Raw genomic sequence first — 14,901 nt, forward strand, 5'->3', positions numbered from 1 at the left:
AAGGTTACGGAGAGCGGCGCATGACGAACACCTTCCCGGAGATCTCCATCAGCACGGAACGCCTGGTGCTGCGCCCCCTCGACGAGGACGACGTGCCCGCGCTCGCGGAGATGATGAACGACGAGCTGGTCGCCGCGTGGACCGCGGTGCCGCAGCCGTTCACCGAGGAAGGCGCCCGCACCTGGATCTTCGAGGACGCGCCGAAGGAGCGGGAGTCCGGCGCCGGACTCACCCTCGCCGTCGCCGAGTTCCTCACCCAGCGGCTCGTCGGCGTCATCCAGCTCTCCAAGACCAACTGGCACGTGCGGTCCACCGAGCTCTCCTACATCGTCGCCCCCTGGGCGCGCGGCGAGGGCTACGCGTCCGAGGCCGCGCTCGCCACGGCCCAGTGGCTCTTCCGCGACCAGCGCCTTGAGCGCATCGAGCTGCGCACCGCCGCCGACAACACCGCCTCCCAGCAGGTCGCCCAGAAGATCGGCTGCATCAGCGAGGGCGTGCTGCGCAACGCCTGCATAGCGCGTACGCGCACCGAGGACGGCGGCCTGATGGAGGCCCGCACGGACTTCATCGTGTGGAGCCTGCTGCCCGAGGACCTGGAGGGCGTCACCGAGCAGCTGGCCGAGGCCGGGGGTTTCACCGCCTTCTCGGACTGGAACTGACCCCACGGGCGGTCGAACGGCCGGGCAGGTACGCTCACGGTGCCCCGGCCCCGGTGGCGCCCCCGGCCTCCGTGCCGCATGGGCACGTACGTACCCGAGCACACTCAGGAGACTGACGACGATGGCCGACCGGGTCACGGTGATCGGCTGGGACGGTTCGCCGCTGACGGACGCGGCCCGCTCAGCACTCGGCGCGGCCACGCTCGTGGCGGGCGCCGGGCACCACCTGGCACTGCCCGAGGTGCCCGAGCGCGCCGAGCGCGTCCGGCTCGGCAGCGTGGCCCTCGCCGCCCGCCGCATCGCGGGCCACCGCGGCACGGCCGTCGTGCTCGCGGACGGCGACCCCGGCTTCTTCGGCGTCGTCCGCACCCTGCGGGCACCCCAGTACGGCCTTGAGGTCGAGGTCGTACCCGCCGTGTCCTCCGTCGCCCAGGCGTTCGCCCGCGCGGGCATGCCCTGGGACGACGCACAGGTGGTCGTCGCACACCGCCGCACCCTGCGACGCGCGGTGAATGTGTGCCGCGCCCACACCAAGGTCGCCGTGCTCACGTCCCCGGGTGCCGGGCCCGCCGAACTGGGCCTGCTGATGGAGGGCGTCCACCGCACCTTCGTCATCTGCGAGGAACTCGGCACCGACCGCGAACAGGTCACCGTCGTCACCTCCGACAAGGCCGCCGACCACGCGTGGCGCGACCCCAACGTCGTCATCGTCATCGGGGGACCGGTCACCGGCGCCCCCGAGAACGGCAACTGGCTGGCCGGCGGCGACCCCGACGCCGGACCGCGCGGCTGGGCGCTGCCCACCGAGGAGTACGCGGGGCCGTTCGGCGAGGGCGAGACCGAACAGCTGCGCGCCGCCCAACTCGCCCGCCTCGGGCCCCGCGCGGGCGACCTGGTGTGGGACATCGGCTGCGGCAGCGGAGCCTTCACGACGGAGGCCGGGCGGTTCGGTGCCGCCGTCATCGCCGTCGACCGGGACGCCGACGCCTGCGCCCGCACCCTCGCCGTCGCGCGCCGCTTCGGCGTCCAGGTCCAGATCGTGAACGGCACCGCCCCGCACGCCCTCGAAGACCTTCCGGAGCCCGACGTCGTCCGCGTCGGGGGCGGGGGAGCGGCCGTCGTGTCGGCCGTCGCGGACCGGCGCCCCGCCCGCATCGTCACGCACGCCGCGACACGCGACGACGCCGAACTCATCGGCAGGGACCTGACGGAGCACGGATACGACGTCGAGTGCGCCCTCCTGCAATCCGTCGAACTGGACACTCGCGCCTGGACGGAGAAGGAGCGGACCGTGGGGTTCCTCCTCTCCGGTCGTCTTCCCGTCCGCCACCCGTGACCCTGGCGGCGCGCCGCGCGCGGTAGGCTGGCCGATCGTTGTACCGCACCGGAACGTTGAGTTCTTCGTACGCCAATGTCCCGAAAACGCACCACTTTTGGGGTGCGTGTGGTACGGCACCGACCGGAGGACGCGCAACGTGGCGCAGTCCACAGAAGGCCATGGTCGAACTACGTTCCGTGGCCGCGGTCCGACCGGGACAATGCCTGTTGTCCGGAGCGGTTCGTGCCGCGCGGCACGCGCGCTCGTTGTTGTTGACGGGCGGTCGAAGCGTCGCCCCGGACAGCGAAACAGTGAAGCGTGAAAGTGCTCGCAGTTCCGGCGGACGGCCGGGGGCGGCCAGGAAGTTCTCATTCGATGGGCGAGGGGTAGGCATGACCGACACCGGTCAGGTTCCGGGCGAAGGGCTGCCGGAGGACGCAGGCACGGCGGAGCCGCCGGGCGTTCCCGCACCCGGCGCGTACACCTACCTCGATCCCGCCGACGCCACGGCCGAGGAGGACGAGATCCTCCTGATGCCCGGGGCGCAGGGCGCCTGGGGCCAGCCGCAGGCGCAGGCCGCGGACCAGAGCCACAGCCAGGGGCAGGGCCAGCAGTACGCCCAGGCCCAGGCCCAGCCGCGCCGTCCGCTGCACATGGGCCCGGCCGTCCCCGACACCAACGGCAGCCCCGTCCGCACGCTCGCCGACCGCGGCCCCGCGCCGCAGGCGCCGATGCCGACCCGCCAGTCGGGCCCGCCCACCACCGGCCCCGAGTACCTGGACATCCCGCCGCAGGGCGCCGCCCCGTGGCAGCCGGCCCAGGCGCCACAGGGCACGGCCCCCGCAGAAACGGTCGCTCCGCAGCACGCGCAGCCCGAAACGCCCGCGCATGCCCAGGAATTCGCCCAGGTCGGCGCCGAGCCGATGCCGGTGGGCGCGTACGCGGGCCAGGCCCCGTACGCCGCGCACGAGCACGGCCAGGGCGGCTACGAGCACGCGCAGCACGGTTACACCGAGCAGCCCGCCGCGGACCAGACGCTCGGCCAGTTCGTCCCGGTGGACGGCATCGTCCCCACGACCCCACACCTGGCCCCGACGCCGCCGCAGGCGATGGTGGTCCCCCCGCTCCCGGAGGAGCAGGACGTCGCCGCCGAGCAGCCGAGCGTTCCCGGCCAGCAGGACGGCGCCGACCGCCAGGGCCCGGGTGGCGGCGTGCAGGACGTCTCCGCGCAGTCGGCCGATACGGGCCGGCAGGACGCGGCCGGTGAGCAGGCTGCCGCCGCGCGGCCGGAGACCGACGCCGAGCAGGGCGCGCGGTCCGGCGCCGGTCAGGAAGGCGCGGCCGAGTGGACCGGCGCGGACCAGCAGGAGGTGCCGGCTGAGCAGGGCGGCACGTCCGTCGAACAGCCCGCGCCGGGCGCGGCCGACCAGCAGGTTCCCGCTGACCAGCAGGTCTTGGCCGACCAGGTGGCCGTGGGTGGCCAGCAGTCCGGCGGCGGCCAGCAGGTCCTGGCCGACCAGCTGTCCGCCGGTGACCGGCAGGCTGTCGCCGATCAGCAGGTCCTGGCCGACCAGATGGCCGGTGGCGGTCAGCAGGTTCCGGCCGACCAGCACGTCGCGGGCGAGCACGTGGCCGTGGCCGATCAGCAGTCCCTTGCGGGGCAGCAGGGCGTGGCCGACCAGCACTCCGTGGGTGGCCAGCAGGTCCTGGCCGATCCGCACGTCGCGGGCGAGCACGCGGCTGTGGCCGATCAGCAGTCCCTTGCGGGGCAGCAGGGCGTGGCCGATCAGCAGTCCGCCGCCGGTCAGCAGCTCCCGGCCGACCCGCAGACTGCCGCCGACCAGCAGGTCGTTGATGGTCAGCAAGCCGTGGTCGACGGCGCGGTCGCCGGATCGCAGTCCGGTGCCGATCCGCAGTCCGCTGCCGGGCCGCAGCCCGTCGCCGGGCAGCAGCTCCCGGTCGACCAGCAGGCCACCGCCGATCAGCAGGCGGCGACCGGTCAGCAGCCCCTGGTCGATCCGCAGGCCGCCGCCGAACACCAGGCGGCCACCGGTCAGCAGCTCCCGGCCGACCAGCAAGCCGTGGGCGACCAGCAAGGCGCAGTCGACGCAGCGGTCGCCGGACCGGAGTCGGCTGCCGATCCGCAGTCCGCTGCCGGCCAGCAGCCCGTCGCCGGCCAGCAGCTCCCGGCCGATCAGCAGGTGGCCACCGGGCAGCAGCCCCTGGCCGATCCGCAGGCCGCCGCCGATCAGCAGGTGGCCACCGGCCAGCAGCTCCCGGCCGACCAGCAGTCCGCCGCCGACCCGCACGCCGCAGTCGGCCCCGGTCAGCAGGACGCCCCCGGCCAGCAGGCCGCCCACCCCGTCACCGACCCGCAGGACCCGCACGCCATGGCCAACCAGCAGTCCGCCGAGCAGGCGCCCGCGGGCGACGCGTCGTTCGCACCCGAGAACGTCGCGGAGTGGGACACCCCGGGCCCCGAGTCCGCCGGGCTCCCCCCGCAGGGTGCCGCCTCCCCGGACGGGGCCGCGAGCGTTCCCGCCCCCCGCGGAGGCGACTCCGGCGCGATCCCGCTGCCCGAGTCCGCCGACACCGAGGACCCGGCGGAGCAGACCGTCGCCCCCGCCGAGCTGACGGGCGAACCCGAGCACCTGACGCCGGAGGCGGAGACCGCCGAGCCGCACCCCGCCGCCCCCGGCTACGACGACACCGAGCGCGAGGCCGTGCTGCGTGTGATGCGCGAGCGCCGCGACATCCGCAACGGCTTCCGCAGCGACCCCATCCCGCACGAGGTGCTGCTCCGCGTCCTGGAGGCCGCCCACACGGCGCCGTCCGTGGGCCACTCGCAGCCCTGGGACTTCGTGGTCATCCGCTCCGCTGACACACGCCGCGCGATGCACGAACTGGCCATGCGCCAGAAGGACGCGTACGCGAAGTCCCTGCCCAAGGGCCGCGCGAAGCAGTTCAAGGAACTGAAGATCGAGGCCATCCTCGACACCCCGGTGAACATCGTCGTCACCGCCGACCCGACCCGCGGCGGCCGCCACACCCTGGGCCGCCACACGCAGCCGCAGATGGCCCCGTACTCCTCCGCGCTCGCGGTCGAGAACCTGTGGCTCGCGGCCCGCGCCGAGGGCCTCGGCGTCGGCTGGGTCAGCTTCTTCGACGAGCGCGAGATGGTCCGCTCCCTGGGCCTGCCGGAACACCTTGAGGTCGTCGCCTACCTCTGCGTCGGCTACGTCGACGAGTTCCCGGAGGAGCCGGAGCTGATGCAGGCCGGCTGGTCCAAGCGCCGCCCGCTGTCGTGGGTCGTGCACGAGGAGACGTACGGCCGCCGCGCCCTGCCCGGCGAGGACCCGCACGACCTGCTCGCGGAGACCGTCTCCAACATCCGCCCGCTGGACGCCAAGGCGCTCGGCGAGGCGTGGGAGCGGCAGAAGCGGATGACGAAGCCGCCGGGCGCGCTCGGCATGCTGGAGATCATCTCCGCCCAGCTGTCCGGCCTGTCCCGGGTGTGCCCGCCGCCGATCCCGGAGCCCGCGGCCGTCGCGATCTTCGCGGGCGACCACGGCGTGCACGCCCAGGGCGTCACCCCCTGGCCGCAGGAGGTCACCGGCCAGATGGTCGCCAACTTCCTGGGCGGCGGCGCGGTCTGCAACGCGTTCGCGAGCCAGGTCGGCGCCGAGGTCTGCGTCATCGACGTCGGCGTGGCGGGCGAACTCCCGGCGACGCCCGGCCTGCTGCCCCGCAAGGTCCGCGCCGGAACCGCCGACATGACGACGGGCCCCGCCCTGACCCGCGAAGAGGTCAAGGAGGCCATCGAGGTCGGCATCGAGACGGCCCGCGACCTCGTGGCGGCGGGCAACAAGGCGCTGCTCACCGGCGAGATGGGCATCGCGAACACGACGGCGTCCGCCGCCCTGATCTCCGTATACACCGAGGTCGACCCCGCCGAGGTCACCGGCCGGGGCACGGGCATCAACGACGAGACGCACGCCCGCAAGGTCGAGGTCGTGCGCCGCGCCCTCGACCTGCACAAGCCCGACCCGGCGGACCCGATCGGCGTCCTCGCGGCGGTCGGCGGCCTGGAGCACGCGGCCATGGTCGGCCTGCTCCTCGGCGGCGCCTCGCTGCGCACGCCGGTGATCCTCGACGGCGTCAGCGCCGGTGCGGCCGCCCTGGTCGCGCGCGCCATCGCCCCCGAGGTGCTCGCCGCCTGCATCGCGGGCCACCGCAGCGCCGAGCCCGGCCACGTCGCCGCGCTCAACAAGCTGGGCCTGCGCCCGCTCGTCGACCTGGACCTGCGCCTCGGCGAGGGCACGGGCGCCCTCCTGGCCCTCCCGATCGTCCAGAGCGCGGCGCGGGCGATGCACGAGGTGGCGACGTTCGACTCGGCGGGTGTGACAGAGAAGTAGCCCCCGAATCTCCTCAATCGCCGGAGGGGCTCCACATGGAGCCCCTCCGGCGATTGAGGAGCGGGGTCCGGGGCGGAGCCCCGGTTTCGGGAAGGGGCGGGGAGGGGGAAACATCCCCGTCACGCCCACGACGTACGCTCACAAAAAACCACCGCACGCCAGAGGACACCCCATGCCCGCCGCCGACCACCCCGCCTACCCCGTAGGGCTCCGCCTGACCGGCCGCCGAGTCGTCGTCCTGGGCGGCGGCCAGGTAGCCCAGCGCAGGCTCCCCGCCCTGATCGCCGCGGGCGCGGACATCACGCTGATCTCCCCCTCCGCCACCCCCTCCGTCGAGGCGATGGCGACGGCCGGCGAGCTGACCTGGACCAAGCGCCGCTACGAGCGGGGTGACCTCGCCGACACCTGGTACGCCCTCGTGGCCACCAGCGACGCGCAGGCGAACGACGCGGCCTCCACCGAGGCCGAGGCGGGCCGCGTCTGGTGCGTCCGCTCCGACGACGCCGACGAGGCGACCGCCTGGACCCCGGCCACGGGCCGCGCCGACGGCGTGACCGTCGCCGTCCTGACGACCTCGGCCGCGGACCGCGACCCCCGCCGCACCGCCGCCGTCCGCGACGCGATCGTCGAGGCCCTCCACGACGGCACGGTCACCGTCCAGCGCACCCACAAGCCCGGCGTCGCGCTCGTCGGCGGCGGCCCCGGCGACCCGGACCTCATCACCGTGCGCGGCCGCCGCCTCCTCGCCGAGGCCGACGTCGTGATCGCCGACCGCCTCGGCCCGCGCGACCTCCTCGACGAACTGCCGCCGCACGTCGAGGTGATAGACGCAGCGAAGATCCCGTACGGCCGCCAGATGGTCCAGGAGGCCATCAACGACGCCCTGATCGACCACGCCAAGCAGGGCAAGGCCGTGGTCCGCCTCAAGGGCGGCGACCCGTTCGTCTTCGGCCGCGGCATGGAGGAGGCCCAGGCGCTCGCCGCCGAGGGCATCCCGGTCACGGTCGTCCCCGGCATCTCCAGCTCGATCTCGGTGCCCGGCGCCGCCGGCATCCCGGTCACCCACCGCGGCGTCGCCCACGAGTTCACCGTCGTCAGCGGCCACGTGGCGCCGGACGACGAGCGCTCCCTGGTCGACTGGGAGGCGATGGCGAAGCTGACCGGCACCCTCGTGATCCTCATGGGAGTCGACAAGATCGCAAAGATCGCCGAGGCCCTCGTCTCGTACGGCAAGAGCCCCGAGACCCCCGTCGCCCTCGTCCAGGAAGGCACGACGGCGGCCCAGCGCCGCGTCGACGCCACCCTCGCGACGGTCGGCGACACGGTCGTCGCCGAAGGGGTCAAGCCCCCGGCGGTCATCGTGATCGGCGACGTGGTGAACGAGAACCCGCACAAGCACCAGAAGTAACCAGCGGTAACGCAACTCGTTCCGAGCCGTTGGCACCACACCCAGAACAAGGCAGTATCGACCCGTGGCTGAAGCTGAACATCGAGGGATCATCACCATCGATGACCCCGACGACCCCCGCCTGTCCGACTACACGGGCCTGACCGACGTAGAACTGCGTCGCAAACGTGAACCGGCCGAGGGCCTGTTCATCGCCGAGGGCGAGAAGGTCATCCGGCGGGCCAAGCTCGCCGGGTACGAGATGCGCTCGATGCTGCTGTCCGCGAAGTGGGTCGACGTCATGCGCGACGTCATCGACGAGGTCCCCGCCCCGGTCTACGCGGTCGCCCCCGACCTCGCCGAACAGGTCACGGGCTACCACGTGCACCGCGGCGCCCTCGCCTCCATGCAGCGCAAACCGCTCCCGACCGCGGACGACCTCCTGACCACGGCCCGCCGCGTGGTCGTCATGGAGTCGGTCAACGACCACACCAACATCGGCGCGATCTTCCGCAGCGCCGCCGCGCTCGGCATGGACGCGGTCCTGCTCTCGCCCGACTGCGCCGACCCGCTCTACCGCCGCTCCGTGAAGGTCTCCATGGGCGCGGTCTTCTCCGTGCCGTACGCGCGTCTGGAGGCCTGGCCGAAGTCCCTGGAGACGGTCCGCGACGCCGGCTACGAACTCCTCGCGCTCACCCCCGCCGAGCAGGCCAAGTCCCTGGACGAGGTGGCGCCGCACCGCATGGACCGCGTCGCGCTGATGCTCGGCGCGGAGGGCGAAGGACTGTCGACCCAGGCCCTGATGGCGGCGGACGAATGGGTCCGCATCCCGATGGCCCACGGAGTCGACTCCCTCAACGTGGGCGCGGCGGCCGCCGTCGCGTTCTACGCGGTGGCGACGGGCCGCCCCGAACTCTGACGTTCCCGGGGCCCCGCCCGCGCCGCGGACGGGGCCCCGGGTGCGGTCACAGGCTCTGCGCCGCCGCGATCGCGAGCGCCACGAGCAGCGTCACGACGACGAACACGAAGAGCCGCTGGCGCAGCAGCCGGGGGTTCGCGGGCCGCAGCTTCTTGCCGCTGCCCGTGCCGTTCGTCCGCGGCGCCGGGCGTCCCGCACCGCTGCGCGGCCCGGAGCGGCCGTTGCTTGAACGGCTGTTCGTGTTCCGCGCGGGCGCCGAACCGTTGCTCCTGCCGTTGCTGGGCCGCGAGGTGGGAGTCCCCGGCTGCGTACGCCGCTGGGTGCGCTGCCCCTCGTAGGTGTCCGCGAGCCGCCCGGTCGGCCGGTCCTGCTCGGCGGTGCGGGGCGCGGGCGGGCGCGGCTCGGCGGCGATGCCCTGCGCCTCCCGGGCCGCGATCTCCTTGAGCCGCAGCGACAGTTGCAGCGTGCTGGGCCGCTCCTCCGGATCCTTCGCCAGGCACGCGCGCAGCAGCGGCGCGAGCGCGTCCGGCACCCCGGCCAGCTGCGCCTCCTCGTGCACGACCCGGTAGAGCATGACCTCGGAACTGCCGTGCCCGAAGGGCGAGTCGCCCATCGCGGAGTACGCGAGCGTGGCCCCCAGGGCGAACACATCGGTCGCGGGCGTCACGGCGGCGCCGCGCACCTGCTCGGGCGCGAGGAAGCCGGGGGAGCCGACGGCGGTGCCCACATGGGTCAGCGTCGAGGCGCCGGTCGCCCACGCGATGCCGAAGTCGATGATCCGCGGCCCCTTCGGGGACAGCAGGATGTTGGACGGCTTGAGGTCGCGGTGCACGACCCCGGCCTCGTGGACGGCGACGAGACCTTCGGACAGCGCGGCCCCCACGGCCGCCACGTCCGAGGCGGCCAGCGGGCCCTCCTCGGCCACCTTGTCGTGCAGCGAGGGACCCGGCACGTACTGCGTCGCGAACCACGGCCGCTCCGCCTCCAGATCGGCGGCGACGAGCCGGGCGGTGCAGCCGCCCCTGATCCGCCGGGCGGCGGACACCTCGCGCGCGAACCGCGACCGGAACTCCTGGTCCTCCGCCAGGTCAGGCCTGATCACCTTGAGCGCGACCCGCTGGCCGCGCCGGTCGGACCCGAGATAGACCACGCCCATCCCGCCGGCCCCGAGGCGTCTGTGAAGCCTGAACGAGCCGACGACGCGCGGGTCCTCGCGCCTCAGGCGCATCATCGCCATGTTCATCCCCGCTGCTGCCCGGTCCGTCTGACGAGCCACAGCTTACGTTTTCGCGCACGGCGGCGCGCAAAGGCCGCGCCCTCGTGGCCGATTCGATTGTCAGTGCCCGGTGGGAAACTTGAAGAGCGGTCAGGGAGCGCGGGAGCGGGGCGGCTTGTTCCGTGCCCACGGACCAACAGGGCGGCTTCGGAGGGGGATTGGACCCATGAAGGGTGACCGGGTCGAGATAGTCGTGGATGCCGGGGACACGACGCGTACGTACGAGGTGGTGGCCGGCAGGGCGGGCCGGAGGGTGGAGACAGCGGTGCGCAGAGGGGTGGTGGAAGTGAGCGAAGTCACCCGATCCGGATCCGTGGTGCGCACCGCGCGCTTCATGGCCACCAGGGTCCTGGCGCTGGTGGAGCACCCTGTCCCGCGCGAGGAGCCCGCCGAGCGGGAGGCCCGCGTCGGACGCCCCCTCGGGGAAGACCCCGAGGCCTAGGACTCCATCTCCACCCAGGGGAGTACATCGGGCGCAGGTGGTCATCCTCGGGGAGGCCCGGCAATCGGTACGAGGGCATGACGTCCCGGACGCCCGCGACTCATAGATTTGAGGTCAAGCGGCGGGTGCGGCACTCGTCCCCCGAGGTCAGGTGCCCGCCGCTTGCCAAGAAGCGACAACCACAAGACGCAAGAACTCAAGATTTCGACCGGGAGAGGACCATGGCGGACACGGCACCGCGGACGACAGCGTTCCGCACAGTGGCCCGCAGGGCGGGCCTTTTCGGTGGCCCCGCGACCGACCGCCGGCATCCGCTGGTGGCCGCGGCCATGGTTCTCCCTCTCGCGGCCCTTCTCGTCGTCGTGTTCGGCGGCTGGGACGCGGTGGTCACACAGGCGTCGTCCGTGGGTGTGATGCTGGGGCGCTGAGCGGCGCTCCCAGGCCCGGAAGAGCGGTCCGGGCGGGGACATCCGGCCATGAAACCCCGTGGGGACGGGGGTGCGGCGGACGGCACAAATGCTGCGCGCAGCTGGGGAGCTGCGCGCAGCATTATTTTGTGCCCACGCGGCCCCGTAGTCTGCCGCCGTGACCACGCTCATCGTTCCCGCGCTCAGGGCCGAGGCCCGGGGCGCGGCCCACCCGTCGGGGATCGCCTGCGTCTGCGGCGCCACGACCCTCGCCGACCGCCCCGACGCCACGGTGGTCCGGCACGGCGACACGGTCGCCAAGGCGCACGCCCCCGGCACCGACCCGGCCGAGCTGAACCTGCGCCTCGCCGTGGCCACCCTCCCGTCCCTGGCCGGCGTACTGCTGCGCCCGCTGCGCCCGACGGCGGCGGCCCTGGACGACCGGCTCGTCACGTTCTGGCCGCACGGCACCCCCGTGGACCCGGACCACCCGGAGCACGCCCCCTGGGAGGCCGTGGGCGCCCTCGTCGCCCGCCTGCACGGCACGCCGGCGCACGAGCTCCCGCCCGCGCTTCCGCCCATGCGCGGGCCGCTCAAGGCGGCCGCCGCAGTGGCCCGCCTCCGTGCCTCGGCACCCGATCACCCGGCCGCACGGCCGATCCTCGACGCCTGGCGCACCCTGCCGCCCTGGGCCCGCGCCGAAGCCCCGTACGGGCACGCGAGCGCCCTCTGCCACGGAGACCTGCACCTCGGCCAGCTGGTCCGCCACCCCGCGGACTCCGCCGCGTGGACGCTGATCGACGTCGACGACCTCGGAATCGGCGACCCCGCCTGGGACTTGGCCCGCCCCGCCGCCTGGTTCGCCTGCGGGCTGCTGTCCGCCGAGGACTGGACCCGCTTCCTCGGCGCGTACCAACGGAACGGCGGCGCAAAGGAACTGTGCGTCCCCGACCCCTGGCCCGCCCTCGACGCCCCGGCCCGCGCCCTGAGCGTGCAGACCGCCGCGCTCGCCGTCGCGAAGGCCACCGACGCGGGCCGCGCGCTCGACGAGGTGGAGGAGGCGGTCGTCGACGCCTGCGCCCGAATGGCATCGGTGCCACCGCAGTTCGAGGACGAACCGGCCAAGTAGGGTGCGGGGGACGGAAGCCGGGCAGTGTTCCGGCGAAGCAGCACCGAGCGGCAAGGAGTTGAGCCGAGCATGCAGTGTCCGAAGTGCCACGCACCGATGCACACGTACAACCGCAATGGCGTCCAGATCGAGCAGTGCAGCGGTTGCCGCGGGATATTCCTGGACTACGGCGAGCTGGAGTCGCTGACCCGCATGGAGTCGCAGTGGCAGCAGCAGGCCCCGCCGCCCCCGCCCGCCCCGCAGGGCTACCCGGCCCCCGCGGCCCCGGCCTGGGGAGCCCCGCACCACGGCGGTCACCACGGCCACCACGGTCACCACAACCGTGGCTTCGGCCGGATGCTGTTCTCCTCCTGAGGCGCTGAGCGGCTCTTCTTCGAAGGGCCGCCCGGCCCCCGGGCCGTTCGGAACGGCAGAAGCCCCCGGCCACGAGGACCGGGGGCTTCTTGCTTGTGCGCGATACTGGGATTGAACCAGTGACCTCTTCCGTGTCAGGGAAGCGCTCTCCCGCTGAGCTAATCGCGCGGGAACCCACAGGGGGCAGTGGACGATACTGGGATTGAACCAGTGACCTCTTCCGTGTCAGGGAAGCGCTCTCCCGCTGAGCTAATCGTCCGGGATGGAAGCCTTGCGGCCTCAGTGCGCGATACTGGGATTGAACCAGTGACCTCTTCCGTGTCAGGGAAGCGCTCTCCCGCTGAGCTAATCGCGCTTGGAGGTGGAGACGGGATTTGAACCCGTGTAGACGGCTTTGCAGGCCGTTGCCTCGCCTCTCGGCCACTCCACCAGGAGCGTAGGGGTTCGGGAAGATCCCCCACATCCTGAGCGAACGACCGGGTTCGAACCGGCGACCTCAACCTTGGCAAGGTTGCGCTCTACCAACTGAGCTACGTTCGCGTGTCTTTCCGGTCCGCTTGCGCGTCCCGGCGACGTGTTGAACTCTAGCGGATTCCTGGGGGAGGTCCAAAACGCGTTTGCGCAGCGTGCTGCGGTGCGACCGACGAAGGTCCTGCTCAGGTGGGCCCACCGTCATCAGTCATAGACTCGAAGGTGTGCACGACCTCCCTGCTCTGGCCCGCTTCGGCGGGCTCGTCGCGACCGATCTGCGCGACGTCACCAGCGATCCCGCGGCCCTCGACTCCAGCGGCTTCTGGGCCGTCTGCGCCGATTTCGAGGGCCGCCTGACCTGCGCCCGCTTCGGCGACGTCCGCGAGGAACCGGTCCCCGCCCCGCGGTCCGGCGCCTGGCACGGGCCCGCGCCGATCGACTGGACGTCGTCGCTCGACCACGCCGCGTACACGGACGGCGTGCGCGGCATCCGTGCGCGCATCGCGACCGGCGAGGTCTACCAGGCCAACCTCTGCCGCGTGCTGTCCGCGCCGGTCCCCGCCGACGCCGACGTGGACGCCCTCACCGCTCTCCTCGCGCGCGGGAACCCGGCGCCGTACGCAGGAACGATCCGGCTGCCGGAGCACGGCGTGGAGGTCGCCACGGCCTCGCCCGAGCTGTTCCTGCGCAGGGACGGCCGGGTCGTCGAATCCGGGCCGATCAAGGGGACCGGGCGCACCGAGGACGACCTCCTCGACAAGGACCACGCCGAGAACGTGATGATCGTCGACCTGGTCCGCAACGACCTGGGCGTCGTCTGCGCCACCGGCAGCGTGACCGTCCCCGAACTGTGCGTGGTCGAGAAGCACCCGGGCCTCGTCCACCTCGTCTCCACCGTGCGCGGCGAGCTGCCGGAGGCGGCCGGCTGGCCCGAGCTCCTCGACGCCGCGTTCCCGCCCGGCTCCGTCACCGGCGCCCCGAAGTCCAGCGCCCTGCGGATCATCGACGAGCTGGAGACGGCGCCGCGCGGCCCCTACTGCGGCGGCATCGGCTGGGTGGACGCGGACCGGGGGAGCGGGGAACTGGCGGTCGGGATCCGCACGTTCTGGATCGACCGCGGCGCCGACGGCGACTTCCTGCGCTTCGGCACCGGCGCCGGGATCACCTGGGGCTCGGAGCCGGAGCGGGAATGGCGGGAGACCGAGCTGAAGGCGGCGCGGCTGTTGGCGGTAGCGTCGGGAACGTACGCACTCGAACAGTGAGAGGCAAGAACCCGTGAAGATCTGGCTCGACGGCCGGTTGCAGGACCCGGAAGCGGCGCGCGTCTCCGTCTTCGACCACGGGCTCACCGTGGGCGACGGCATCTTCGAGACGGTGAAGGCCGTCGAAGGCAAGCCGTTCGCGCTCACCCGCCACCTCGACCGGCTCGCCCGCTCGGCCCGCGGGCTCGGCCTCCCCGAGCCCGACCTCGACGAGGTGCGCCGCGCCTGCGCCGCCGTCCTGGACGCCAACCCGATGGCCCTCGGCCGCCTGCGCATCACCTACACCGGCGGCCTCTCGCCGCTCGGCTCCGACCGCGGCGACCACGGCGCCACGCTCGTCGTCGCCCTCGGCGAGGTGCAGCGGCGCCCCGACACCACCGCCGTGATCACCGTCCCCTGGACCCGCAACGAGCGCGGCGCCCTCGCGGGCCTGAAGACCACCTCGTACGCGGAGAACGTCGTCGCCCTGGCCCGCGCCCACGAACACGGCGCCTCCGAGGCCCTGTTCGCGAACACCGTGGGGCAGCTGTGCGAGGGCACCGGCTCCAACGTCTTCGTCGTCCTCGACGGCGAGATCCACACCCCGCCGCTCACCGCGGGCCCGCTCGCCGGCATCACGCGCGCCCTCGCCGTCGAGTGGACCGGCGCCAAGGAGACCGACCTGCCGCTTTCCGTGCTCTCGGAGGCCGACGAGGTGTTCCTGACGTCCACGCTGCGCGACATCCAGGCAGTGCACCGCGTCGACGACCGGAACCTCAACGACGCGCCGGGCCCCGTCACCGCGAAGGCGATGCGCGTGTGGGACGAGCGGGCAGCAGACCGCCTCGACCCGTAAATCCCTTGTCGCGTCGGGGGTGCGGGC

The 14,901-nt window shown here is 73.3% G+C and carries 12 protein-coding genes and 5 tRNA genes; 11 read left to right on the top strand and 6 right to left on the bottom strand.

Features of this window, described 5'->3' with window-relative positions; translation table 11 throughout:
- Positions 1-20: 20 nt before the first annotated feature.
- From ACNYS0_RS32600 to ACNYS0_RS32620, 5 genes are all read left to right on the top strand, one after another.
- The gene (locus ACNYS0_RS32600; RefSeq protein WP_422478720.1) at positions 21-659 is read left to right on the top strand and encodes a GNAT family N-acetyltransferase; all 639 of its coding nucleotides are present in this window, start codon (positions 21-23) and stop codon (positions 657-659) included.
- Positions 660-780: 121 nt separating this feature from the next.
- Positions 781-1,995, top strand: a complete 1,215-nt coding sequence (gene cbiE, locus ACNYS0_RS32605; RefSeq protein WP_422478722.1) for a precorrin-6y C5,15-methyltransferase (decarboxylating) subunit CbiE — start codon at positions 781-783, stop codon at positions 1,993-1,995.
- Positions 1,996-2,369: 374 nt separating this feature from the next.
- Positions 2,370-6,392 (top strand): nicotinate-nucleotide--dimethylbenzimidazole phosphoribosyltransferase, encoded by a 4,023-nt coding sequence (cobT, locus tag ACNYS0_RS32610; protein ID WP_422478724.1) that lies wholly within the window; start codon positions 2,370-2,372, stop codon positions 6,390-6,392.
- A 172-nt stretch (positions 6,393-6,564) separates the two neighbouring features.
- Entirely contained in the window at positions 6,565-7,800 is a 1,236-nt protein-coding gene (cobA, locus tag ACNYS0_RS32615) for a uroporphyrinogen-III C-methyltransferase (RefSeq protein ID WP_422478726.1), read from the top strand.
- A 64-nt stretch (positions 7,801-7,864) separates the two neighbouring features.
- Positions 7,865-8,698 carry a TrmH family RNA methyltransferase gene (locus tag ACNYS0_RS32620; protein WP_422478728.1) on the top strand — a complete coding sequence of 278 codons (834 nt, stop codon included), beginning with the start codon at positions 7,865-7,867 and terminating at the stop codon, positions 8,696-8,698.
- 46 nt (positions 8,699-8,744) lie between these two features.
- On the opposite strand, the gene ACNYS0_RS32625 is transcribed toward ACNYS0_RS32620, so the two are convergent.
- Entirely contained in the window at positions 8,745-9,941 is a 1,197-nt protein-coding gene (locus tag ACNYS0_RS32625; protein ID WP_422411341.1) for a serine/threonine-protein kinase, read from the bottom strand.
- A 199-nt stretch (positions 9,942-10,140) separates the two neighbouring features.
- Between ACNYS0_RS32625 and ACNYS0_RS32630 the strand changes: the two genes are divergently transcribed.
- From ACNYS0_RS32630 to ACNYS0_RS32645, 4 genes are all read left to right on the top strand, one after another.
- A complete protein-coding gene (locus ACNYS0_RS32630) occupies positions 10,141-10,416 on the top strand; it encodes a hypothetical protein (protein ID WP_422478730.1) in 276 nt (91 codons plus the stop codon).
- 221 nt (positions 10,417-10,637) lie between these two features.
- Positions 10,638-10,844 carry a hypothetical protein gene (locus tag ACNYS0_RS32635; RefSeq protein ID WP_385762950.1) on the top strand — a complete coding sequence of 69 codons (207 nt, stop codon included), beginning with the start codon at positions 10,638-10,640 and terminating at the stop codon, positions 10,842-10,844.
- A gap of 157 nt (positions 10,845-11,001) precedes the next feature.
- The gene (locus tag ACNYS0_RS32640) at positions 11,002-11,952 is read left to right on the top strand and encodes a phosphotransferase family protein (RefSeq protein WP_422478732.1); all 951 of its coding nucleotides are present in this window, start codon (positions 11,002-11,004) and stop codon (positions 11,950-11,952) included.
- Positions 11,953-12,021: 69 nt separating this feature from the next.
- The gene (locus tag ACNYS0_RS32645; protein WP_422406157.1) at positions 12,022-12,306 is read left to right on the top strand and encodes a TFIIB-type zinc ribbon-containing protein; all 285 of its coding nucleotides are present in this window, start codon (positions 12,022-12,024) and stop codon (positions 12,304-12,306) included.
- 96 nt (positions 12,307-12,402) lie between these two features.
- Here the strand turns inward: ACNYS0_RS32645 and ACNYS0_RS32650 are convergent.
- The 5 genes from ACNYS0_RS32650 to ACNYS0_RS32670 form a co-directional block, all read right to left on the bottom strand.
- Positions 12,403-12,474: transfer RNA gene (locus ACNYS0_RS32650), tRNA-Val, on the bottom strand.
- 19 nt (positions 12,475-12,493) lie between these two features.
- Positions 12,494-12,565: transfer RNA gene (locus tag ACNYS0_RS32655), tRNA-Val, on the bottom strand.
- 24 nt (positions 12,566-12,589) lie between these two features.
- Positions 12,590-12,661, bottom strand: a tRNA-Val gene (locus ACNYS0_RS32660).
- A 1-nt stretch (position 12,662) separates the two neighbouring features.
- Positions 12,663-12,736: transfer RNA gene (locus tag ACNYS0_RS32665), tRNA-Cys, on the bottom strand.
- Positions 12,737-12,773: 37 nt separating this feature from the next.
- Positions 12,774-12,846, bottom strand: a tRNA-Gly gene (locus ACNYS0_RS32670).
- Between the two features lie 155 nt (positions 12,847-13,001).
- Here ACNYS0_RS32670 and ACNYS0_RS32675 point away from each other — a divergent pair.
- Together ACNYS0_RS32675 and ACNYS0_RS32680 are read left to right on the top strand one after the other, a co-directional pair.
- The gene (locus tag ACNYS0_RS32675) at positions 13,002-14,039 is read left to right on the top strand and encodes a chorismate-binding protein (RefSeq protein ID WP_422478734.1); all 1,038 of its coding nucleotides are present in this window, start codon (positions 13,002-13,004) and stop codon (positions 14,037-14,039) included.
- A gap of 13 nt (positions 14,040-14,052) precedes the next feature.
- Complete coding sequence (locus tag ACNYS0_RS32680; protein WP_422478736.1) at positions 14,053-14,874, top strand: aminotransferase class IV; 822 nt, start codon at positions 14,053-14,055, stop codon at positions 14,872-14,874.
- Positions 14,875-14,901: the final 27 nt, after the last annotated feature.

It is taken from the genome of Streptomyces anthophorae, assembly GCF_049310305.1.
Lineage (GTDB): Bacteria > Actinomycetota > Actinomycetes > Streptomycetales > Streptomycetaceae > Streptomyces.